Here is a 22,438-nt window from a genome sequence, read left to right on the forward strand (position 1 = left end):
GCTGTTTTTTTGTCATGCTGAGGAACGAAGCATCTTAAAGCATCCTTGCTAGTTCGTTTAGATACGTTAAGATGCTTCGTTCCTCAGCATGACAAAAAACAGCATAACAAAAGCTAAACAACTTGTATGTCAGTGCTTAATCAACAAAGACATGAATTTTTCAAAAGTATTTGACATCATAACCCCACTCATGATTCTTGCCGGTATGGGGGTTATTATGATTGGTTACGGTTTCGTCGATATGAAGCGGGAAAACAACGTATTACAGTTTATTTTCGGAATTCCCATTGCGCTGGGCGCGGCCGGAGTTCACTTTCTGATACGTCGGGCGGTAGGGTATAAAACGTTGACTATGTGGATTGTCGAAGCCATAATTGTCCTCTTTCTCGGCTACGTGTATTCAAAGTCGTAACTGGTGCTGATCAGATTTGAATCTTGCAACGATTGGTTTGAATCGCGCAACGTATCGCCCCGTATCGTCGGCTACTTTTGCTTCTGATTTTATAGAACCAGCGTTAACAAAAAGTACATGAACGTATCAAACAATAAAATTCTGATTACCGGTGGTGCATCTGGTATTGGCCTGGGCCTGACCGAGCGATTTGTGCAGGAAGGAAACACGGTCATCATTTGCGGTCGTCGCGAAGAGGTGCTACGTGACGTAGCCGCAAAATTTCCATCCGTTATCACCCGAACCTGCGATTTGTCGCTTGCCGACGAACGGCTGGCTCTTTGCCAGTGGATTGCCGACGAACACCCTGACCTGAACGTACTGGTCAACAATGCGGGCATTCAGCAGTGGATGTCAATCACGGACGACGATTTTATGGAGCGGGCGAAAGATGAAATCACTGTGAACATCGAAGCGCCACTACACCTGACGTCTTTACTCGTCAAATTGCCTTCGTTGACTGCTATTCTGAACGTAACGTCGGGGTTGTCGTTTGCACCGTTAGCCAAAGTACCCGTTTATTCGGCTACGAAAGCATTTTTTCACTCCTTTACGTTATCACTACGTCATTCCCTGGCTGCTAAAGGCATTGACGTGATCGAGCTGATTCCGCCCGCGCTCAATACCGATTTGGGTGGAAAAGGTATACACGACCATGCTCCGCCGGTGAGTGGTTTTGTCGACGCCATTTTTGAGCAGTTGAAGCAAGGTAAGACAGAATTGACCTATGGCACCAGCGAAACCAGAGCCAACGGGTCGGCTGAGGACCTGCGCAACTGGTTCAACCAGATGAATCCGTCTGTCTGATTTAAGTAGCTTTATATTATAAGAAAACCGCCCTGTGGAAACATCAACCCACAGGGCGGTTCTTTTTTGCTGGGGTGTTCGTTAAAAAGGCCGGTCAGGATACTTTTAACGACTATGAAGATATACATGCGCTTCCTAGCTGTTGGCATTACGTTGCTGACGACCTTGTCGGTTCAAGAGGTTAATGGCCAATCGCTCAAAACTCGTACGCACATTATTCACCCGCTGAAGCTGGAGCAGGTGAGTGTGAACGACCTGTTCTGGAGCCCGAAGCTGAAGGTCTGGGATTCGAAAACGGTGTACGACGTATTCGACAAACTGGAAGGAAATTACGAGCCCGACCGCAAGGATTTGATTGAAGAAAAAGCGAAATGGGGCCGGACACGTAACGCTTTTCTGAACTTCGATCTGATCGCGCAGGGCAAGAAAAATACGGGTCAACACGACGGCCCGCCCTGGTACGATGGTCTGGTATACGAAACCATTCGTGGAGCCGCTGACCTCCTGGCCGAATATCCCGACCCGAAGCTGGAAACGAAAATCGACGCCTACATCGACCGTATCGCTGCTGCTCAGGCCGTTGATCCGGATGGCTATCTGAACACGTACACTACGTTGGTGAAACCCGATCAACGGTGGGGTACGAATGGCGGAGACGATAAATGGCAGCACGACGTGTATAACGCCGGCATGATGATCGAAGCGGCTGTGCATTATTACAAAGCGACGGGCAAAACCAAACTGCTCGACGTAGCAACCAGGTTCAGCAACTTCATGTATAAGGAAATGGGGCCGTTCCCCAAGAAGAATGTCGTTCCCGGACATGGCGGACCAGAAGAAGCCATTCTGAAGCTGTATTGGCTTTTCAAAGACGAACCCACGCTGAAATCGAAAATGAGCGTACCAGTAGACGAAAAGCAATATTACCAACTCGCTACGTTCTGGATTGAGAACCGGGGTAATTACGGCGACAAAGACGGTCGGCACGCGCGCAAAAGTGACGAATCGTACAACCAGGATCACATGTCGGTGTTTCAGCAGAAAACCATTGAAGGTCACGCCGTTCGTGCTACGTTGCTGGCAACGGGCGTAGCGGCTACGGCGCTGGAAAACAACGACCCGCGCTACGTTGAAACCGCTGATGCGTATTGGGACAATATGATTGGTAAACGTATGTTCATCACGGGTGGCGAAGGAGCTATTGCCGACGGTGAGCGTTTCGGGAAAAACTATTTTATGCCTGAGTCAGCTTACCTGGAGTCCTGCGCGGCCATCGGCTCAGCGTTTTTCAGCCAGCGTATGAATCAATTGGAAGCCGACGGAAAGTACGTTGACGAATTAGAGCGCGTGCTGTATAACAACCTGCTGTCCAGCATATCACTGAAAGGTGACAACTATTTTTATGAAAATCCACTGGTGGCGACTGACCACAAACGCTGGGCCTGGCATAGCTGCCCCTGCTGTCCGCCGATGCTGCTGAAAATGGTTTCGGCCATGCCGGGTTTCATTTACGCGTACGACAAAGATGCCGCTTACGTGAACCTGTTCATCGGCAGTCAGGCCGACATGATCGTTGCTGGAACCAAAGTTAATTTGAAGCAGGTGACGCACTATCCCTGGAAAGGCGAATCGGTGATTTTAGTCAATCCTGAATCCTCGAAATCGTTTACCATGAACGTGCGGATACCAGGCTGGGCACACAGTCAGGAGAATCCGTTCAACTTGTACACGTCCGCCGTAAATGATCCGATTACGCTGAAAGTGAACGGGAAGGACGTAGCAGTGCAGCCGAAAAACGGCTACGTAGCAATAAACAGGACCTGGAAAAAAGGGGACCGAATTGAATTGAACCTGCCCATGCAGCCACGTATCGTTTCGCCCAGTGATTCGATTCAAACGATTAAAGGGAAGGTGGCGCTGGCATCCGGCCCCATCGTGTACGGGCTGGAAGGTGTTGATAACCCAAACCTCAACGACGTTACGTTACCCGCCAATACTCCGCTGACATTGACTTACAAATCTGACCTGCTGAACGGCGTCAACGTAATAACGGGACAGGCGACGGATAAAAACGCGAAGCCTACATCGTTCACCGCCATTCCATTTTATACGTTTGGCAATCGGGGTGTTCACCCTTATAAAGTGTGGGTAACGAGAACGGAAAAGTGAATGTTGCGATACTAAATCTAGCCCCGTCATACCAGAATGAAATTGCCAGAAGAAAAGAAAAAATTATTGGATAATATTATCTATGATTTAAAAGAAATTGACAATGTAAAAGCGGTTGTTTTAGGCGGTTCTTATGCGGTAGGAACTGCCACCGCCACATCTGATCTGGATATTGGTATTTATTATTCTAATGCAGCGCCTTTTTCAATAGAGTCTGTAAAATCTATTGCTCAAAAATACGCGGTTGAAAAGCCGACAGTTACCGGGTTTTACGAATGGGGACCGTGGGTAAATGGTGGCGCCTGGATAAAGACAAACCATGGAGAGGTAGATTTCCTCTACAAGAATATTGAACAAATAACGTCAACGATTGAAAACGCAAAAAACGGTGTTTGGGAAAATCATTTCGAACAACAGCCTCCTTATGGTTTTTCGTCCATCATTTTTTTAGCTGAAACGCAAAGCTGTATCTCTTTATATGACCCGGATAGCGTGATTGGAAAGCTAAAAAAGGCGATTCTGATTTATCCGGAAAAACTAAAGAAATCGGTTGTTCAACAATCCTTATGGTCTGCGGAATTTACTATTTGGCAGGCTGATAATTTCGCTAAAAAACAGGATGTTTATAATACAATTGGTTGCCTGACCAGAGCTGTTAAGAGTATAGTAACGGCTCTCTTTAGCATAAATGAGCTATATCCTATGGGTGATAAACGGGCGATTGATATTTTAGAAAAATCAAACCAGATTCCTGAAAAGTTTAGAGAAAAAATTGACACTATTTTATGCGCCGATAAGTATGCATTAACAAATAACGTAACACGTTTAAAGTCACTTTTTAGTGAGGCCGTAAATCTTGCAACTGATATGTACAAACCGTATTATGATTTATAAAATACTGCGGATTTTATGTACAGGAAATGCTGGAATTTTCTTGTTACTAGTGCAATTATCATTTTTTGACTTCCAGCACTTTTTGTTGAATCGAATTGACTACAAACTTAATGCTGAAACTAGTTGACGATCTATGAAAAATAATTGGTTGGTTTTAGTAGGCTGTGTGCTGTTTTCGTTTGTCCTGAAGGCGCAGGAAAACAGGGTGCGAGAGCCTAGAACAAACGTACCGTTGGACTCGATTCGGTTGAGCGATCCGTTTATTCTGGCTGATCGCCAAACAAACACGTATTACATGACGGGGACGGGCGGACTACTTTGGAAAAGCAAAAATCTAAAGCTTTGGGACGGCCCCTACAAAGTCACACAAACCGACCCGAATTCCTGGATGGGCCCCAATCCGATGATCTGGGCTGCCGAAATTCACCACGTTAAGAATAAGTACTACTATTTTGCTACGTTCACCAATCGGGCCGTTAAAATCGATACTGTGAAAGGAAGGGCTATCGAACGGCGGGCCTGCCACGTACTGGTCAGCGATAAACCCGACGGGCCATACGTACCCATGCAGGATGCTACGTATCTGCCCGCTGACATGCCCACGCTGGATGGTACGTTGTGGGTCGATAAAAACGATAAACCGTACATGGTTTATTGCTACGAATGGTTGCAGAATCTGAACGGAACCATCGAGAAAATCGAGTTGAAGCCAGATTTAAGTGGTACGTTAGGTAAAGGCGAGGTGTTGTTTCGGGCCAGTGATTCACCCTGGAGCCGTGAGAAAGACGACAATGGAAAAGATCGTCCGAACAAAGTCACCGATGGGCCATATCTATTTCACACAAAAACGGGTCGGTTAGGGATGATCTGGACCAGTTGGATTTATGACGTGTACACGCAGGGCGTTGCTTATTCGAAAAGCGGTACGTTAGATGGCCCCTGGATACAGGAAAAGGAACCTATTACGCCGGCGAACTACGGTCATGGCATGTTATTTTACACTTTGGATGGTAAACTCCTGATGTCCATTCACAGTCATAAAAGCGTAAATGGACGTACTTTCCGTTTTCCGCATTTGTTTGAGGTAGATTTGTCCGGCGATAAACTGGTTGTCGGAAAGCCATATATACCTTAGGATTAAGGTGAATTGTTTTTGTCATCCTGACGCAGGAAGGATCTTGACATATCCTAACCTGAGAATAAAGATACGTTAAGATCCTTCCTGCGTCAGGATGACAAAAAGTACTCTCGAATTAAAGTTTATACAGATTCATAGACAAAAGATATGCGTAAGCTGGTGCTGGTTTGTTTCCTGTCTATTTATTCAATCGCTCTGATTGCCCAGAAACCCGTACCGGTCAAACCGCGCATTCTCGTCAGTACAGACATCGGAGGAACAGACCCAGATGACAATCAGTCGATGATTCATTTATTGATGTACAGTGATCGGTTTTTGATTGAGGGACTTGTTTCTTCGCCTTCGTATGGAGAAGGGTCAAAACAAGAAATTTTACGTACCATTGATCTGTACGAAAAGGACTTGCCGAAGCTAAAAAAACACGTAACGAATTTCCCAGCGCCCGATGCATTACGAGCTGTCTGCAAACAAGGGCGTCATGGGGCTGCACCCTATGCTGGGTACACCACTGCCACTGAAGGGTCGGACTGGATCATAAAATGCGCTAAAAAAGAAAGCAGTCAGCCGCTCTGGGTGCTGGTGTGGGGTGGCCTTGAGGACGTAGCGCAGGCGTTACACGATGCGCCCGAAATTCAAAAGAAAATCAAGGTTTATTGGATTGGCGGTCCTAATAAAAAATGGAGCGTTAACAGTTATGCCTACATCGCGGAATATTTCCCCGATCTCTGGTTTATTGAAGTCAATTCGTCCTATTATGGCTTTTTTTCGAATAACGGCGTTCCTGATAGCTTACAAAGCAAAAATTATTACGACCGATACATTCATGATGCTGGGTATTTAGGTAAGGATTATAAGAATAATCGCTACAAAGGGAATGTTAAAATGGGCGATACGCCTTCATTGCTTTACATGATGGATGGTGATCCCAATAATCCCTCAAGAGATAACTGGGGCGGTAGTTTTGAAAAATTTACTTACAGCCCAAGGATAGTTTTTAATCGCGTTACCACCACTGCCGATACCGTAACCGTCTATTCAATTGTAGAATTACATTTTAAAGGACCTCAAATTAATATTCGTCCGGATTCTGCCTGTTTTACTATGGCCGTTCAGGCAGGAATTGGCGAACAGAAATGGAATGGGTATTATCTGGGTAACGGTAACTACGCCATAAAATATGCGCCCAAGCAAACAGAAACGCTGACCTACAAAATCACTTCGAGCATACCCGGTTTTCAGGAGCAACGTGGGCAGTTAGTAGTCGATAATAGCTGGCCCGGTAAACCACGTACTACCAATTACAAACTAGGCGCCAACTGGTATACGGATCGAAAAAATCCAGCCTTGTTTGATGGTATCTGGCAGGGTGCCAAAACAGTGCTGAAATGGCGTAACGAGGTTTTACTGGACTGGGCAAAACGATGGAAATGGCTTCAATAATAAGAAACTTATAATTTGTCATGCTGACGCAGGAAGCATCTTGGAGTCTCCAAACACTCAAATAAAGATACTTTAAGGTGCTTCCTGCGTCAGCATGACAAAAAATAGCAATCAATTCCCAATTATTTCCGCACGATGCGCTAATCCCCAATAGTGCAGTTCCTCAATCACTTTCTCCAGCGACAGGCCGTGGGACGTAATGGTGTATTCGACGGTAGGAGGGAACGTATCATGGACGCTACGTGTCACCAATTTATTAGCCTCTAAATTTTTAAGTTCTTTCGACAGTGTTTTGTCGGTAATGCCGACCACTTCGCGGGCTAGCTGCTTAAAGCGTTTAGGGCCGGATGATAAAGCGAACAAAATCAGCAATTTCCAGCGTCCTTCCAGAGCCTCCAGCGCATCTTTAATGGAGAGTATATTCTTGGGACATCCTCCGTTTATCAGCATCATGTTACGTTATTTGCGTGGTACGTTACTATCATATCGGATAGCGCTATCCAAACTGGAAGTGCTTTCGATTGGCTAGCGAAGGTACCTACTTTTGGGCCATCAGCGAAACATAATATGATGGCAAACAGACAAAAACCGTCAACAATTCTGCATGGAGCTCTTTGGGTTGTGCAGGTGCTTTTAGCAGCCAGTTTAGTCTGGTCGGCCTGGATAAAACTTGTCTGGCCAATTGCTCAACTGGCAGCTATGTGGCCCTGGGTGGGTCAGATTCCCGCTACGTTGGTCAAACTGACTGGAATTGTGGATTTTCTGGGCACAATTGGGTTGATAGTACCCTCATTGCTACGTATCCAGCCAAAACTTACGCCTATAGCCGCTGTTTGTATACTTGTGCTAATGATTTGCGCCAGTACGTTCCATGTGCTACGTGGCGAAGCATCGGTCATTGGCGTGAATAACGTTTTTGCGCTTCTTGCTACGTTCGTAGCGTGGGGCCGATTTATGAAAGCGCCGATTCCCGCAAAATGAAACGGCTACAACAAACAGAGATTCAGTTACAAACCTGAAATCTGGAGTACAGAGTTTTGCTGAATAAACAAGCTATAGTTATGACTACCAATCAACCTCGTCGATTTAAAACGATCAGCGAATTTCATCAATTCAGGGGGCTTCCTAAACCGGAACATCCGCTGGTCAGCGTGATTGACGTAGCGAATATGCGGCATCTGCTCGATAAGGAAACCAATATGGTTTACGATTTTTATACCATTACCCTTAAACGGAATTTCAATGCCCGGATGAAATACGGTCAGCAGGAATACGATTTTGATGAAGGAATCATGTTCTTTTTAGCGCCAGGTCAGGTGCTCAAAATTGAAGCAAAAACCGGTGTAGAATTACAGCATTCGGGATGGATGCTATTGTTTCATCCCGACTTTTTGTGGAATACGCCGTTGGCTAAAAGCATCAAGCAATACGAATACTTCGATTATGCGGTGCACGAAGCCCTGTTTTTGTCTGAGAAAGAAGAGACGATTATTTCCGACATAATGCAGCGTATTCAGCATGAATATCATTCCAATATTGACCAGTTCAGCCAGAGCGTGATCATTGCTCAAATGGAGCTACTATTAACGTATTCCGATCGGTTTTACCACCGCCAGTTCCTAACCCGAAAAATCTCGAACCATCAGATTCTCAATCGGCTGGAAACTCTCCTTGCCAACTATTTCAACAGCGACGATTTAATTGAAAAAGGCCTGCCCACAGTTCAGTCGATAGCTGACGCCCTGAACGTATCACCCAATTATTTAAGCGGTTTGCTTAAAGTCCTGACGGGGCAAAGTACCCAGCAGCACATACACGATAAACTGATCGAAAAGGCTAAGGAAAAGCTGTCCACTACTGATTTGTCAGTCAGCGAAATTGCCTATACGTTAGGCTTCGAGCATTCGCAATCGTTCAGCAAATTATTCAAAAGCAAAACGACGCTTTCTCCGCTGGAATTTCGGCAATCGTTCAACTGAGTTATCAGCCTGTCTTTACCCCTAAAGTCGCCCGCGACCCCGGCCCTGAAGGGGTTATTGTAGCTGTTTCGTTACGTAGCTCGAAACGGCTACAACAACCATAGATTCGGCTACAAGCGCCAGTCCCGGCATTTCGACTTTTGTACAAACAAAATCGAAATAGATATGAACATTGTCATAACCGGTTCATTAGGCCATATCGGCAAGCCGTTGACTGAAGATTTAGTACAGAAAGGCCATTCCGTTACGGTAATTAGCAGTAAGCCAGAAAAGCAAAAAGATATTGAAACCCTAGGCGCTACGTCGGCAATCGGCTCTCTGGAAGATGTCGACTTCCTGACTGCTACGTTTGCCGGGGCCGACGCCGTTTTTTTGATGGTGCCGCCCAGTTTTGCTGAGGTTGATCAAGTAACGTATTACCGCAGACTTAGCAACAACTACGTACAGGCGATTTCGCAGACGGGCGTAAAACGAGTTGTTCTGCTGAGCAGTTACGGGGCGCATTTACATAAAGACAGTGGATTCATTCTTGGCGCTCATCATGCCGAAAATATTCTTAATCAGTTGTCGAATGTAGCCATTACGTTACTACGTGCGGGTTATTTCTACTACAATCTGTTCGGCTTTGTCGATATGATAAAAGGCGCAGGTTTTATGGGTGCTAACTACGGCGGGGATGATCACATGGCGTTGGTTTCTCCGCTCGATATTGCAGTTGTTGCTGCGGAAGAACTCGTGAAACCTATTGGCCAAACCATACGATACGTAGCCAGCGACGAGCACACGGCCAGCGAGGTTGCCCAAATTCTGGGAGCCGCTATTGGTAAACCGGATTTGCAATGGCTCGTCCTGAGCAGCGAACAAATGAAAGAAGGTATGGAAAAGAGAGGATTACCGCCACACGTTATTGCCAACTTTGTGGAGTTAGGAGCCAGCCTTCACAGTGGAGCCTTGCTGGAGGATTACGAAAAGTACAGACCCGTCTTGGGCAACGTAAAGCTGGAAGATTTCGCTAAGGAATTTGCCGCAACGTATCAGAAAGAGTAATTCTTGTGTATAAAAAAGGCAGGCCGTAAAAGGCATATCTTAAAAAATTAACCTTTTGCGGCTACCGCTTGTCCCTGCCGGATACGGGTGAGGGTTTCGCGGGATACGCCCAGGTAAGAGGCTACCATGTGTAAGGGCACGCGCCGGAAAATGTCGGGATACGTATCGATAAAATACTGGTATTTTTCCTCGGTGGTAGCACTGATGTTCATTAAGATTCGTTTCTGGGTAACACTGATATTTTTTGTTATCAGCTTTTCGGAGAATGTGCTTATCTCAGGAATGGCCGTTCGCAGGGCTTCGAAATCGTCGTAACTCCACAGAACCACGTCACTCGCTTCCAAGGCATCAATGTTTAATTCGGAAGGCGTTCGATTGAAATAGCTGTCGGAGTCAGTTATCCAATCGTGTTCCGAAGAGAATTTCATAATGTGTTCGCTTCCATCGGCAGTTATGCTGTACGTTCTGAGCAGACCCCGCAACACGAGTATTTTCTGTTGACATACTTCACCATCGTGCAACAACATCTGCCTTCTACGCACTTTCCTGACAACCGACTTCGAACGTATCAATTGCCTTTGCTTATCAGAAAGCGCGGGTATGTATTGTCTGAGGTATTGCTCAAAATCGTCAATCATGATGAAATAGAAGCGTTTTCTTGAAGTAAAACAAAAAATAGGATTAAAATGTCCTCAGAAAAATGAGTCAAATGTCCTCGTCCCGCAGCCCGTAGCTCCGCTAGCTTTGTGTGATCATCTAAGTAAAAACCATATGCGAGTATTTATTACAGGAGCCTCAGGCTTTATTGGCTCTGCGATTGTACAGGAACTATTGAATGCCAGGTATCAGGTTGTTGGTCTGGCTCGTTCGGAAGAATCGGCTCAATCGCTGACCAAAGCTGGGGCTAACGTAGTGAGAGGCACGCTCGAAGACCTTGATAGTTTAAAAAGGGGCGCTACGTACGCCGATGGCGTTATTCATACAGCCTTCATCCACGACTTTTCGAACTACGCAGCCGCAGCTGAAACCGACAAACATGCTATTGAGGCCATTGGCTCCGTATTGGCTGGTTCTGATCGTCCGCTTATTGTTACCGGCGGTATTTTAGGACTGCGAACCGATGGTAATTTCATCACCGAAAACGATCCGGCTCCTGGGTTTCCTCGTGCTTCAGAAGCAGCGGCTATGTCGCTGGCAGAAGCGGGTGTACGTGCGTCGGTTATTCGCCTGCCGCCCTCAGTTCATGATGCTGGCGATTACGGCTTTATCCCCTACATAATCAACACCGCCCGAAAAAAAGGCGTGTCGGCTTACGTGGGTGATGGTGGCAACCGTTGGCCGGCTGTTCATCGGCTTGATGCCGCTCATCTTTTTCGGCTGGCGTTAGAGAAAGGAGCAACCGGAGCCAGGTATAACGCCATCGGTGATGAAGGTATTCCGGTTCGGGAAATTGCAGAAGTAATCGGCAAGTATTTGAACGTACCAGTTGTTTCGATAACTCCCGAAGAAGCAGCCACTCATTTCGATTGGATGGGTCGTTTCATTACGTTCGACAGCCCGGCAACCGCTATAATCACCAAAGAACAATTAGATTGGGAGCCTACGCATCCCGGACTGATTGACGATCTGCATAAGGGGCATTATTTTGGAAGCTGATTCGCGTAATACTTCTTAGTTTCGATTTTTCTGTCATCCTGACGAATGACAACTTAAGATCCTTCCTTCGTCAGGATGACAAAATACACTCGAGAAAAGACTTGATTTACAGATTATTTCTACCTTCACAATACCTTATCCGGCGTAATGGGCAAGTCTCGAACCCGCTTGCCGGTGGCATTGGAAATAGCATTTACAACTGCTGCTGCTACCCCTACAATTCCCACTTCACCGATGCCTTTGACGCCTAACGTATTGACGTGCTCGTCTTTTTCCTTGATAAAAATAGCCTCCATTGTACCAATATCCAGATTGGACGGTACGTGGTAATCGGCGAAGGAGCGGGTAACGAAATTGCCCCAGCGCGGATCAACCACCGATTCTTCAGTCAGGGCCATGCCGATGCCCCAGACGTTGCCGCCGATAATCTGCGAACGGGCGGTTTTGGGGTTCAGAATCTGCCCTGCGCCAGTCACGGCCAGAAACCGATTGACACGTATCATGCCTGTCGATTTATTCACGGCTACTTCCGCAAAATTGGCGTTGAAACTATGCGCCGAATATTCCTCGGCACTTTCCGGTGGTTTACTGTCGACTCGCGTCTGATAATCAATTAATTTCTCAGAACGCATCAGTTGCGCGGCCGTTGGGCGAACGTAGTACTGCTTGCCAGATTTTGTCATTAACTCCTGCGTGATTTTCTCGCAAGCGTCGTTCACGGCATTGGCATAACTGGCAGCGCCTACCGATCCCACCGCGCCAGCCGCAGGGGGTAGGTTTGAGTCGCCAAGATTCACCGTTACGTTCTGAATGGGCAATCCCAGTGCATCGGCGGCTGTCTGCGTCAGGATGGTGTACGTACCAGTACCCAAATCAGCAGCGGCCAGTTCAACCGTGGCTGTTACGTCCTCGCCGTTACGTTTCAGTTTTACTAATGCCGAGGTAGGTCGTTGGTGGGCGGGATACGTACCAGCCGAAACGCCGTAGCCAATCCAGTAATTACCTCGCTCATTTTGACGTGGTTCGAGCTTACGTTTTTCCCAGCCAAACGCTTTTGCCCCTTCACGCAGGCACTGCACCGTTGTCCGCGATGACCACGGTTTGCCGTTGGATGGATCGCGTTCGGGTTCGTTTTTAATTCGAAACTCAATCGGGTCCATTTTTAGCTTGTACGCCAGTTCGTCTATGGCCGATTCGAGCGCAAAACTACCCGTCGATTTACCGGGGCCGCGCGTGTAGGTCGGCAGAATCAGGTTCATGGGCACCACCCGATACGTAATGAGCGAGTTGGGTGTGTCGTACATGATTTTTGAGCAATCGCCACAAGGTTCAACGAACTCGTCGTTGATAGCACAGTGGGTAGTCGTTTCGTGCGCCAGTGCCGTTAGCTTACCGTCGGACGTAGCGGCCAGACTCACTTTTTGCCGGTTGTGTTGCCGCATCCCAACCGAGTTGACCATCTGCTGGCGCGTTAACGCCAGTTTGACCGGGCGATTTACGTGTTTAGCCGCTACGGCAGCAAGCGCCAGATTCGCCCACTGACCACCTTTCGAGCCGAAGCCGCCCCCGATATAAGGCGAAACGATACGTACCTGTTCTGGCTTCAGATTCAACGTAGCAGCCGCAGCACTTTGCGCGCCGTTCACAATCTGAGCACTGCTGTACAGTGTTACGTTGTCGCCATTCCATTCGGCAATAGCCGCGTGAGGTTCCAGCGGATGGTGGTGCTCGATGGGGGTTTCGTACACCTCTTCCACTTTGTGCGTGGCCTGACTCAGTGCTGTCTGCACATCACCACGTATCGCGTCGGCTTTCTCTTTATCCTTCGGCAATCGGGCTTGATCGGCAACTTTATTGAAATCGACTTTGGGCTCTTTTTTGTCATACGTAACGTTGATGAGTCGGGATGCGTAACGCGCCTGTTCGAACGTTTCAGCTACGACAATACCGATATTTTGCCCGTAGAACTCAATTTCTGGGCTCTGTAGCAGCGCACCTCCACGTAATCCGCCTTTTACGTTCAGTTTCGATACGTTCTTATGCGTGATAACGCCAAGTACACCAGGAGCTTTTTCGGCAGCGGCACTGTCGATGTCGCGAATCGTTCCGGCGGCAACGGTGCTCTTAAATAGAATGGCATACGCCGGATTCTTCACCGGATGATCCATCGAATAGGCCGCTTTGCCAGTTACTTTGGCAATCCCGTCGATACGGCTGATGGGCGTGCCGATTGTTTTGTTAGTATCCTTCATAGGGTTAATTTGTTTACCCCTAAATCGCCTGAAGGGGACTTTGCTCATAGTCGAAACAAGTTCCCTTCAGGGGATTCAGGGGTATTTGGCCGGTTTTACGCTTTACCCACTTTCATCGCCATCTGCAAGGCAAGAACGATGCTTCGGTTGCCTAGCTCGATCTTAAACTTATTGTGTTCCAGTGGCTTGGCGTCGGCCATTTCAGCGTCGGCGGCTAGCTTGAAATTTGCGTCCGTGGCGTCTTTACCAACCAACATTTGTTCAGCTTTCAGGGCACGCCAGGGTTTATGTGCTACGCCACCCATAGCGATACGTGCCTGAACAATTTTATTGCCCTGTGTCTCCAGTGCGGCCGCTACCGACACCAGCGCGAACGCATACGAAGCCCGGTCACGGACTTTCAGATAATACGACTTATCGGCAAATCGATTCTGCGGCAACTCAATGGACGTAATGAGCTCGCCATGAAGCAGGTTCGTATCTTTTTCGGGTTGGTCGCCGGGAAGTCGATGAAACTCAGCAATCGGAATGCTACGTTCCTGACCACTCGTGCTACGTACCTTGATAACAGCATCCAGAGCCGCCAGCGCAACGGCCATGTCAGACGGATAGACAGCCACACATTGCTCCGACCAGCCAAAAATGGCGTGCATCCGGTTGATGCCTTCTTTGGCTCCGCAACCACTGCCCGATTGACGCTTGTTGCAGGGCATCGACACTTCGTAAAAATACGGGCAGCGGGTACGTTGCAGCAGATTGCCGCCGTTGGTCGCCATGTTACGTAGCTGCCCTGAAGCACCTGCCAGAATCGCCTGCGTCAGTAACGGATAGTTTTGACGTACCAGCGGATGGTTGGCCGCATAGGTGTTTTTGCCAAGTCCACCAATTGAAAGGCCGCCTTTATTGGCTCCGGACGTAACGGTTTTAATATCGGTAAGGCCCAGTTCCGAAATGTCAATCAGGGCATTCGGCCGTTCTACGTCCTCTTTCATCAGATCGAGCAGATTGGTGCCGCCCGCGAGGAATTTGGCGTTCGGATTCTCAGCCAGCAATTTGATCGCCGACGTAGCGTCTTTGGCCCGGGTATAAGTGAAAGGTCGCATTGGATACGGTTGAAAAAGGGTTAGACTGACCGAAAAACCTGTTCAACAGGCTTGCCGCTGTGAACCTCCTGAATAGCCGCTACGATGTTGGGATACGCCCCACAACGGCAGATATTTCCCGACATCCGTTCCCGGATTTCTTCATTGGAAAGCTTCACCGGTCCGGTTGACTGACGGACGTTTTCGGTAACGTAGCTGAGGTGGCCGTTCTTCGCTTCATCCAGTACCGCCACCGCTGAGCAAATCTGGCCGGGCGTACAAAATCCACATTGGAAACCGTCGTGTTTCAGAAAAGCCTCCTGCACAGGATGTAACCGGACGGTCGCACCGGTATTGCCCTGCGCCAGTCCTTCAATCGTTTGAACGGTTTTGCCTTCGCAACTCGCGGCCAAAGTCAGGCAGGATAATACACGATGACCGTTGACAATCACCGTACAGGCCCCGCACTGGCCGTGGTCGCAGCCCTTTTTGGAACCAGTCAGATCGAGTCGTTCGCGTAGCGTATCAAGCAGCGTCATGCGTGAATCGACGGTGAGTTTGCGGGACGTACCGTTCACTTTAAATGCTACGTTCACCGCATTTTCAAGACTTTCCGGAGCGAGGTCAGACGGAACTGTTTCGCTCAATGGCCGGGTCAGTAACTGCTCTGCTACTGCTGATTGTGCCGCCAGGATTCCCCCGCCTGCCAAACTCAACAGTTTGAGGAAATGACGCCGATGAATACCTGTATCCAGAATTTCGGTCAGATCTTCGGGCATCAGATCGGCAAAGAGCCGTTTTTCATCGTCGGTTAATTCAGGTGATTCGTGTTCGTCCATCATGTATTACGTCGAAAGAATCTGGATTGCAGTTAAAAGTGAGTGGACGGGTTGTTTCTGAAGGAAAAGTAAGGAATATTAACCGTTGAATAGGCGCTATTGTTTCAAGTGATCGACTCAACGCGTAGCCTGTTAATCAGCATAATCACTACGTTGCCCTAAAGACGTGACGATGAACAACGGATTGACTAAACCTAAATCGCTTCAACCTGGTGATACCGTAGCGACCATATCACTTTCGTGGGGAGGGGCTGCTACGTTCCCACATCGTTATGAGGTCGGAAAGTCGCAGCTGGAGCAGACGTTTGGGTTGCGAGTCGTGGAAACACGTAACGCACTACGTCCGGCTGACTGGCTGTACCGAAATCCGCAGGCACGCGCCGACGATTTAATGGAAGCGTTTGCAGACCCGCAGATTAAAGCAATTATCTCGATCATCGGAGGTGATGATAGTATTCGAACACTACCGTTTCTCGACGTAACGGTCATTCGAGATAACCCTAAAATTTTTCTGGGTTTTTCAGACACGACCGTTACGCATCTGGCCTGTTACCGGGCTGGTTTATCGTCGTTTTATGGTACGTCGCTGCTGGTCGGATTTGCTGAAAACGGTAGTATGCATGCCTATCAGGTTGCCGATCTGCGTCGGACGCTGTTCGCTAGTAAACCCACCGGCGTTATTGAACCCAATAAAGATGGCTGGACATCGACATTTTTCGACTGGGCAGAGCCTGCGAATCAGCAACTCATCCGTCCGCTAACATCTCCTACAGGCTGGCGTTTTTTGCAGGGGAGAAGCCAGATAGAAGGGCGTTTGGTGGGTGGCTGTGTCGAAGTGCTGGAAATGCTCAAAGGAACGGATTACTGGCCTCCGTTATCGGCCTGGGATGGAGCTATTCTGTTTTTAGAAATGGCAGAGTTTGACCTGAATTCGGAGCCACTGATTCGTCCACAGCAGTTAGCCTGGATTCTTCGCAACTACGCAGCAATGGGTATTCTGAGTAAACTGAACGGAATATTGTTGGGGCGCCCTTATCATAACCGCTACGTCGATGAATACGATCAGGCGCTGATACAGGTGGTTCGGGATGAGCAGGGGCTGGATCAATTGCCGATCATTAGCGGTATGGACTTTGGTCATACGGCACCAACGTTTACGCTGCCCTACGGTTGCATGGCCCGGATTGACCCCGATAAACAGACATTTGAATTACTGGAAAGCGGGTGTGAGGGTTGATGACCGTTTCAGGCTTAACCCGATAATGTTTATTTAAAAAACGTGAGTACGGACAAAGTTAACATAGTTCATATTGCTGACGCTAAGGGCTTCGACAGGCTCAGCCTGACAAGTAAGCATGAGTTAACCAATTTAAATGGACTGTCAGGCTGAGCCTGTCGAAGCCCTTAGCGTCAGCAATGTTCTGTAAGAATTAGTTAGACTGTTGGTTAATTCGTTGTTCACGTTAAATAGACCTTTACCCTCACAAATTCTGCCAGAATAAAAGAAATGGTAACCTTAACGTAGCACGATTAGTTAGCGCCAGTAGTCTACAGTTTATCTGTAGAAATTGTCTGTTAACTATACTCAACGTAGAAAACTCAACATGATGAATGAGAATCAATTAAGCCGACGCCAGGTTATTGGCGGAATTGGAAGTGGCGTAGCAGCCTCTATGATGGCAACGTCTGGGTTTGCTGCTTCGAACCCTGGAAATGCTACGTCGGCACCCGCAGCGCCCCTTGTCGATCCGACGACAAAATATCCCAAACCGCCCTTTAATACGCCTATGCAACCCTTTCCGGGTTTGGCTAGTAAAATGAATCCGCGCCCCGATCATGGCGAAACAAGCTATAAAGGGTCAGGTCGTTTGCAGGGGCGAAAAGCGCTGATTACCGGTGGCGATTCGGGCATGGGTCGTGCTGCGGCTATTGCCTACGCCCGCGAAGGAGCTGACGTAGCAATTAATTATTTGCCAGCCGAAGAGCCTGATGCTAAAGAGGTTATTGATTTGATTAAAAAAGAAGGACGCAAAGCGATTGCCATTCCCGGCGACCTTCGCGACGAAGCGTTTTGCAAACGATTGGTCGATGAGGCTGTAAAAGGGCTGGGTGGTCTGGATATTCTGGTCAACAACGCTGGTCGGCAGCAGCAACGCGAATCCATTCTAGATTTGACTACGGAGGATTTCGACGCGACGATGAAAACGAACATCTACGCCCCGTTTTGGATTATCAAAGCCGCATTGCCACACATGCAGCCCGGTTCCGTAATCATTGGCACTACGTCTGAACAAGCCTACGATCCTTCGCCGAATCTGTACGACTACGCGCAAACGAAAGCTGCGACGATGAACTATGTTAAATCACTGGCAAAACAGCTTGGCCCCAAAGGCATCCGGGTGAACGGAGTAGCACCGGGACCTATCTGGACACCGTTGCAGCCCAGTGGTGGTGCTACGGCCGAAAAACTAAAAACGTTTGGTGGCGATTCTGCACTGGGTCGCCCTGGGCAGCCTGCGGAACTGGCGTCCATTTATGTACAACTGGCCGCCAGCGACGCTAGCTTCGCAACGGGGCAAATTTATGGAGCATCTGGTGGTAAAGGCCAGCCTTAAGCAATAGAACCGCAGATAGAACGCGGATTTTTATGATGGTTATGATTTACGCAGATCATTAAAAATCATAACCATCATAAAAATCCGCGTTCTATTTGTCTGAACTGAATAATAACAGGCCCATCATCAGGCATGTAGCCGTACAAAGGTGGATCAGTAATCTCTTCGATTTCAATCTCTGTAGACGTAACGTTTAATTGATTAACGGCCTCAACCGCATACGCTTTCGCTACCTGATGAATCAACGCCAGTCGGGAAAACAGTGCGCCCGTCGGTGAATGAGTTTCGATCAACTGATTAAGGCGATGGTTAAATTCGTCAGCTGGTATTTCGATAGTCTGCCAGTGTCGATCCGCCTGTTTTTCCTGCATAACATGTTAAGAGGCTGGCTGGTAATGCAGCAAGGTAATGCCACAGTCAAAGGCTTTCGCTTCGACCAGTTTCAGGTTCAGTTTGCTGCCGATATCGCCAAAAATAGACAACCCTTTTCCCTGCGCCACTGGATTGACAAAGAGGTGATACTCGTCAATGAGGTTATTCTTGATTAATGATGAGACGAATTCAGCACCGCCGTATGCAATGATATCGGCTCCATCCTGACTTTTCAGCGCATTAACTTCTTCCACCAGATTGCCATTATTTACCGTAGCATTTTTGCCTTCGATGCTCTCCAGCGTTTTCGAGAAAACGATTTTGGGTGTATTAACCATTTTTTCGGCACCAGGCGCTGTTTCAGGAGTGTCAAGCCGCGATTGCCAGGCTGGTATAAAGCCTTCGGCTAATTTTCGACCCAGCAGAATGGTATCGACCGGCTCGGTGATACTACCAACGTAGCGCATTACGTCTTCACCCCAGTTCATGGTTAGCCAATCCATTTCGCCATTCGGGCCTCCAATAAATCCATCCAATGTAATCTGTACCTGCAATTTTAATTTTCTCATGATGGTCAAACGATACTTTTTAGTTTAGAACGTAGTACTTGTTGATTCGGACGGGAATCTACGGTACGTTACGCATATATGTAGACTCTCTCCTTAAAACAATTGTTATAAAGATGCCACTGCAAGACAAACAGCTGTGGCTGAGCGACGAATGAGCAAATCCCAGCAATATTGGATTGTCGTGGCTTCGAAAGACCACGTAGTGCGCGGTGTTACGGGTGGATTTATGCAGGCCAATCACGGCAAGGAAGCCCCATTGAAACGCATGAAACCCGGCGATTGGGTAATCTTTTATTCTCCCAAACGGGAGTTGGAGGGCGATGAGAAATTACAGACGTTTATGGCGATTGGGCAGGTCAGCGACGATAAAATTTACCAGCATTATATGAGCGATACGTTCGTGCCCTTCCGCCGGAACGTATCGTTTTATGACAGCAGGGAAGTCCCCGTCCAGCCATTAATCGACGACCTTAGTTTTATCCAGACTAAAAAATCCTGGGGCTATACGTTCCGTTTCGGCTTTTTTGAAATTAATAAAGTCGATTTCGAACGGATTCGTAGGCGAATGCTGGATTAATGTAACGTATCATTTTCCCGATTTCTCCCGAAATGCCAGCAGACGTAGTGCGTTGAAAACCACCACTAACGTAGAGCCTTCGTGAGCAATTACCGCCGGACCGATACGGGCTACGCCGAGAATGGTCAGCGGAATTAGAATCAGGACCATGCCGAGGCTAATGAACAGATTCTGGCGAATGATACGTCGGGCGGCCCGGCTGAGGCCGATGGCAAAGGGCAGTTTTTCCAGTTTGTCGCCCATCAATGCAATGTCGGCGGTTTCCAGTGCTACGTCGGAACCAGCGGCACCCATAGCGATACCGACCGTACTTTTAGCCATCGCGGGAGCATCGTTAACGCCATCGCCGACCATCGCCACTTTTCCTTCCTGCTGCCGTAGCAGCTGCACCGACTGAACTTTGGCTTCGGGCAGTAAATCGCCGAATGCGTCAGTCAGGCCGACTTGTTTGGCGATAGCGTCAGCCACGCGCTGATTATCGCCGGTGAGCATAATCATTCGACGAATCCCCAACTCTTTCAGGGCTTCAAGCGTTGATTTTGCTTCGGGACGCGGGGTGTCCCTGACGCCCAGAATGCCCAGAAACGTATCGCCCCGACGCACAATCATGGTGGTGTGGCCACTTGATTCCAGTTCGTCCGCTTTGCTACGTACCTCGTCGGTGAGTGTTTTCTGCTCCTCAAACAAGGCTTTGTTGCCAATGAAAACAGGTTTATTGTTCACGTCTGCCTGTACACCCCGACCCGTCAGAGCTTTCAGGTTTTTGGCTTCGGGAATGGACGTTTTACCTAGTTTTTCGGTCGCTCCCTGCACAATAGCGTTCGCTAGCGGATGGTCGCTTAATTTTTCAACGGCGATGGCTACCGTGAGAAGTTCTTCTTCCGTTCCGCCGAGCGTTATAACCTGATTAAGCGTTGGTTTCCCTTGCGTCAACGTACCGGTTTTGTCGAAAGCAACGGCGGTGAGTTCTCCCAAATCTTCGAGCGGCCGACCGCCCTTTACCAGAACACCCTCGCGGGCAGCTCTAGCCACACCACTCAGCACCGCCGATGGTGTAGAAATCGCTAAGGCACAAGGGCTGGCGGCTACCAGAACGGCCATCGCGCGGTAAAAACTGGCTGAAAACGGTTCATCGATCACCAGAAAAGCGAAACACAACGTACCAACTAAAATCAGTACGGCCGGCACGAACCAACGCTCGAAACGGTCGGTAAACTGCTGCGTTGGTGACTGTTGGGATTCGGCTTCATTAACCAGTTTGATGAGTCGGGCCAGCGTCGAATCGCTAGCTGCTTTAGTCACTCGGATTTCGAGAACACTGGTACTGTTGATTGTACCCGCAAATACCCGATTTTCGGTTTTGGCGGTAGCTGCGTCTGCATCCGGGTCAGCTAAAGCAATCTTGTCGACGGGCACACTTTCCCCCGTGATTGGGGCTTGATTAACAGGGCCACTTCCTTTCACCACAACTCCATCGGCAGCTAGTTTGCTATTAGGTTTTACGATGATTACGTCGCCAATCTGCAAATCCGCCACGTCGATTTCTTCGGTGGTTCCGTTACGTCGGACAGTGGCCGTTTTAGCGCTCAGATCAGCCAGGGCAGCAATGGATTTCCGGGCGCGGCCCATCGCGTAATGTTCGAGTGCGTGACCAATACTGAACAAGGCGAGCAACAAAGCTCCTTCGGCCCATTCGCCCAGAAAACCTGCCCCTGCCGCAGCTACCAGCATCAGAAAATCAATTTCAAACTGGCCGCGACGAATGGTTTCGATAGCCTCTTTAGCCGTGAAAAATCCCCCGAAAAAGTAGGCTAATCCATAAAGAACCAGACTCACCCACCTGGGCAATCCCGTTACGTAGGAAAGTCCATAGCCAATGCCTAAACAAACGGCGCAAAGACTGGCAAAAATGAGTTCGGTATTGGGCCCGAAAATGCCGCCGTGTTCATGGTGATGCCCATCGCCTGCCGAATGCGAATGCCCTGCGTGGTCATGCTTTTCACTGGGTTCATGCGTATGTCCTTCGTGACTGTGATCATGGTCATGATGCTGGTGCGACGAATGCGTATGTGCTACGTTCCCTTCCGACATCTGAGCAGGCGTACCGTTTTCTTTCAGGTGCTTCAGCAACGTAGCGAGGCTGGTTTTCAACTGATCAAATTCCAGATGGACCGCACCCGATGCGGAAACCGATGCTTCGAGTATGCCCTGCCAATCCCGAATCTGTTCAGCCACAACCCGCGCATGTCGAGCATGCCGGATGCCGTTCAAATAGCCAACGTAGTGCCCATATCGATGCGAAATGTCGGCCCCCGCCTGCCGCGCCAGCGTCTGCACCCGATTGAGCGATATCACCTGCGGATCATAGTGAATGCAGAGCTGAGCGCTATGATCCGACGTAGTACGCCCATCTTCATCCCGAATATGTACTTTATCGATGCCTGCCCGCTCTTCCAGCAGGTCGATCAATCGATGGACGCACTGATCTTTTTCATCGGGCAAATCCGGCAGCAATACGGGTAAATCTATCTGTAGTTTTTCCATTACGTTG

At 48.5% G+C, this 22,438-nt stretch carries 21 protein-coding genes; 13 read left to right on the forward strand and 8 right to left on the reverse strand.

Annotation, left to right across the window (positions count from 1 at the left end; genetic code table 11):
- Nucleotides 1–151 precede the first annotated feature (151 nt).
- The 6 genes from IC229_RS11330 (at nucleotide 152) to IC229_RS11355 (ending at nucleotide 6,899) form a co-directional block, all read left to right on the forward strand.
- The gene (locus IC229_RS11330; protein ID WP_190887078.1) at nucleotides 152–412 is read left to right on the forward strand and encodes a hypothetical protein; all 261 of its coding nucleotides are present in this window, start codon (nucleotides 152–154) and stop codon (nucleotides 410–412) included.
- 117 nt (nucleotides 413–529) lie between these two features.
- Nucleotides 530–1,258, forward strand: a complete 729-nt coding sequence (locus IC229_RS11335; protein WP_190887079.1) for an SDR family oxidoreductase — start codon at nucleotides 530–532, stop codon at nucleotides 1,256–1,258.
- A 114-nt stretch (nucleotides 1,259–1,372) separates the two neighbouring features.
- Nucleotides 1,373–3,427: a glycoside hydrolase family 127 protein gene (locus IC229_RS11340; protein ID WP_223833957.1), complete on the forward strand. Its 2,055-nt coding sequence runs from the start codon at nucleotides 1,373–1,375 to the stop codon at nucleotides 3,425–3,427.
- A 36-nt stretch (nucleotides 3,428–3,463) separates the two neighbouring features.
- Nucleotides 3,464–4,321 carry a nucleotidyltransferase domain-containing protein gene (locus tag IC229_RS11345; RefSeq protein ID WP_190887080.1) on the forward strand — a complete coding sequence of 286 codons (858 nt, stop codon included), beginning with the start codon at nucleotides 3,464–3,466 and terminating at the stop codon, nucleotides 4,319–4,321.
- Between the two features lie 133 nt (nucleotides 4,322–4,454).
- Entirely contained in the window at nucleotides 4,455–5,456 is a 1,002-nt protein-coding gene (locus IC229_RS11350) for a glycoside hydrolase family 43 protein (protein WP_190887081.1), read from the forward strand.
- A gap of 150 nt (nucleotides 5,457–5,606) precedes the next feature.
- Complete coding sequence (locus IC229_RS11355; RefSeq protein WP_190887082.1) at nucleotides 5,607–6,899, forward strand: nucleoside hydrolase-like domain-containing protein; 1,293 nt, start codon at nucleotides 5,607–5,609, stop codon at nucleotides 6,897–6,899.
- Between the two features lie 111 nt (nucleotides 6,900–7,010).
- Here the strand turns inward: IC229_RS11355 and IC229_RS11360 are convergent, their stop codons facing one another.
- Nucleotides 7,011–7,349, reverse strand: a complete 339-nt coding sequence (locus IC229_RS11360; RefSeq protein WP_190887123.1) for a winged helix-turn-helix transcriptional regulator — start codon at nucleotides 7,347–7,349, stop codon at nucleotides 7,011–7,013.
- Between the two features lie 117 nt (nucleotides 7,350–7,466).
- Between IC229_RS11360 and IC229_RS11365 the strand changes: the two genes are divergently transcribed.
- From IC229_RS11365 to IC229_RS11375, 3 genes are all read left to right on the forward strand, one after another.
- Nucleotides 7,467–7,880, forward strand: a complete 414-nt coding sequence (locus tag IC229_RS11365; RefSeq protein WP_223833958.1) for a DoxX family protein — start codon at nucleotides 7,467–7,469, stop codon at nucleotides 7,878–7,880.
- 80 nt (nucleotides 7,881–7,960) lie between these two features.
- The gene (locus tag IC229_RS11370; protein WP_190887083.1) at nucleotides 7,961–8,878 is read left to right on the forward strand and encodes a helix-turn-helix domain-containing protein; all 918 of its coding nucleotides are present in this window, start codon (nucleotides 7,961–7,963) and stop codon (nucleotides 8,876–8,878) included.
- A 165-nt stretch (nucleotides 8,879–9,043) separates the two neighbouring features.
- On the forward strand, nucleotides 9,044–9,925 hold the full coding sequence (locus tag IC229_RS11375) for an NAD(P)H-binding protein (RefSeq protein ID WP_190887084.1): 882 nt from the start codon (nucleotides 9,044–9,046) through the stop codon (nucleotides 9,923–9,925).
- A 47-nt stretch (nucleotides 9,926–9,972) separates the two neighbouring features.
- Here the strand turns inward: IC229_RS11375 and IC229_RS11380 are convergent, their stop codons facing one another.
- A complete protein-coding gene (locus IC229_RS11380; protein ID WP_190887085.1) occupies nucleotides 9,973–10,563 on the reverse strand; it encodes a Crp/Fnr family transcriptional regulator in 591 nt (196 codons plus the stop codon).
- Nucleotides 10,564–10,696: 133 nt separating this feature from the next.
- Between IC229_RS11380 and IC229_RS11385 the strand changes: the two genes are divergently transcribed.
- Nucleotides 10,697–11,581, forward strand: a complete 885-nt coding sequence (locus tag IC229_RS11385; protein WP_190887086.1) for an SDR family oxidoreductase — start codon at nucleotides 10,697–10,699, stop codon at nucleotides 11,579–11,581.
- 125 nt (nucleotides 11,582–11,706) lie between these two features.
- Here IC229_RS11385 and IC229_RS11390 read toward each other — a convergent pair whose 3' ends face one another.
- The 3 genes from IC229_RS11390 to IC229_RS11400 all read right to left on the reverse strand — a co-directional run bounded on the left by IC229_RS11390 (nucleotide 11,707) and on the right by IC229_RS11400 (nucleotide 15,757).
- Nucleotides 11,707–13,833, reverse strand: a complete 2,127-nt coding sequence (locus IC229_RS11390) for a xanthine dehydrogenase family protein molybdopterin-binding subunit (protein ID WP_190887087.1) — start codon at nucleotides 13,831–13,833, stop codon at nucleotides 11,707–11,709.
- A gap of 95 nt (nucleotides 13,834–13,928) precedes the next feature.
- Nucleotides 13,929–14,936 carry an FAD binding domain-containing protein gene (locus IC229_RS11395; RefSeq protein WP_190887088.1) on the reverse strand — a complete coding sequence of 336 codons (1,008 nt, stop codon included), beginning with the start codon at nucleotides 14,934–14,936 and terminating at the stop codon, nucleotides 13,929–13,931.
- A gap of 20 nt (nucleotides 14,937–14,956) precedes the next feature.
- On the reverse strand, nucleotides 14,957–15,757 hold the full coding sequence (locus tag IC229_RS11400) for a 2Fe-2S iron-sulfur cluster-binding protein (protein WP_394355933.1): 801 nt from the start codon (nucleotides 15,755–15,757) through the stop codon (nucleotides 14,957–14,959).
- A gap of 169 nt (nucleotides 15,758–15,926) precedes the next feature.
- On the opposite strand from IC229_RS11400, the gene IC229_RS11405 reads away from it, so the two are divergent.
- Nucleotides 15,927–16,991: a S66 family peptidase gene (locus IC229_RS11405; RefSeq protein WP_190887089.1), complete on the forward strand. Its 1,065-nt coding sequence runs from the start codon at nucleotides 15,927–15,929 to the stop codon at nucleotides 16,989–16,991.
- 367 nt (nucleotides 16,992–17,358) lie between these two features.
- Complete coding sequence (locus IC229_RS11410; RefSeq protein WP_317171556.1) at nucleotides 17,359–18,369, forward strand: SDR family oxidoreductase; 1,011 nt, start codon at nucleotides 17,359–17,361, stop codon at nucleotides 18,367–18,369.
- Nucleotides 18,370–18,443: 74 nt separating this feature from the next.
- Here IC229_RS11410 and IC229_RS11415 read toward each other — a convergent pair whose 3' ends face one another.
- Together IC229_RS11415 and IC229_RS11420 are read right to left on the reverse strand one after the other, a co-directional pair.
- Complete coding sequence (locus IC229_RS11415) at nucleotides 18,444–18,740, reverse strand: hypothetical protein (RefSeq protein ID WP_190887090.1); 297 nt, start codon at nucleotides 18,738–18,740, stop codon at nucleotides 18,444–18,446.
- 6 nt (nucleotides 18,741–18,746) lie between these two features.
- On the reverse strand, nucleotides 18,747–19,310 hold the full coding sequence (locus IC229_RS11420; protein WP_190887091.1) for a dihydrofolate reductase family protein: 564 nt from the start codon (nucleotides 19,308–19,310) through the stop codon (nucleotides 18,747–18,749).
- Between the two features lie 136 nt (nucleotides 19,311–19,446).
- On the opposite strand from IC229_RS11420, the gene IC229_RS11425 reads away from it, so the two are divergent.
- The gene (locus IC229_RS11425; RefSeq protein ID WP_317171557.1) at nucleotides 19,447–19,887 is read left to right on the forward strand and encodes an EVE domain-containing protein; all 441 of its coding nucleotides are present in this window, start codon (nucleotides 19,447–19,449) and stop codon (nucleotides 19,885–19,887) included.
- A gap of 9 nt (nucleotides 19,888–19,896) precedes the next feature.
- On the opposite strand, the gene IC229_RS11430 is transcribed toward IC229_RS11425, so the two are convergent.
- The gene (locus IC229_RS11430; RefSeq protein WP_190887092.1) at nucleotides 19,897–22,431 is read right to left on the reverse strand and encodes a heavy metal translocating P-type ATPase; all 2,535 of its coding nucleotides are present in this window, start codon (nucleotides 22,429–22,431) and stop codon (nucleotides 19,897–19,899) included.
- Between the last annotated feature and the right edge of the window lie 7 nt (nucleotides 22,432–22,438).

This window comes from Spirosoma profusum (genome assembly GCF_014699005.1).
Taxonomy (GTDB): Bacteria; Bacteroidota; Bacteroidia; order Cytophagales; family Spirosomataceae; genus Spirosoma; species Spirosoma profusum.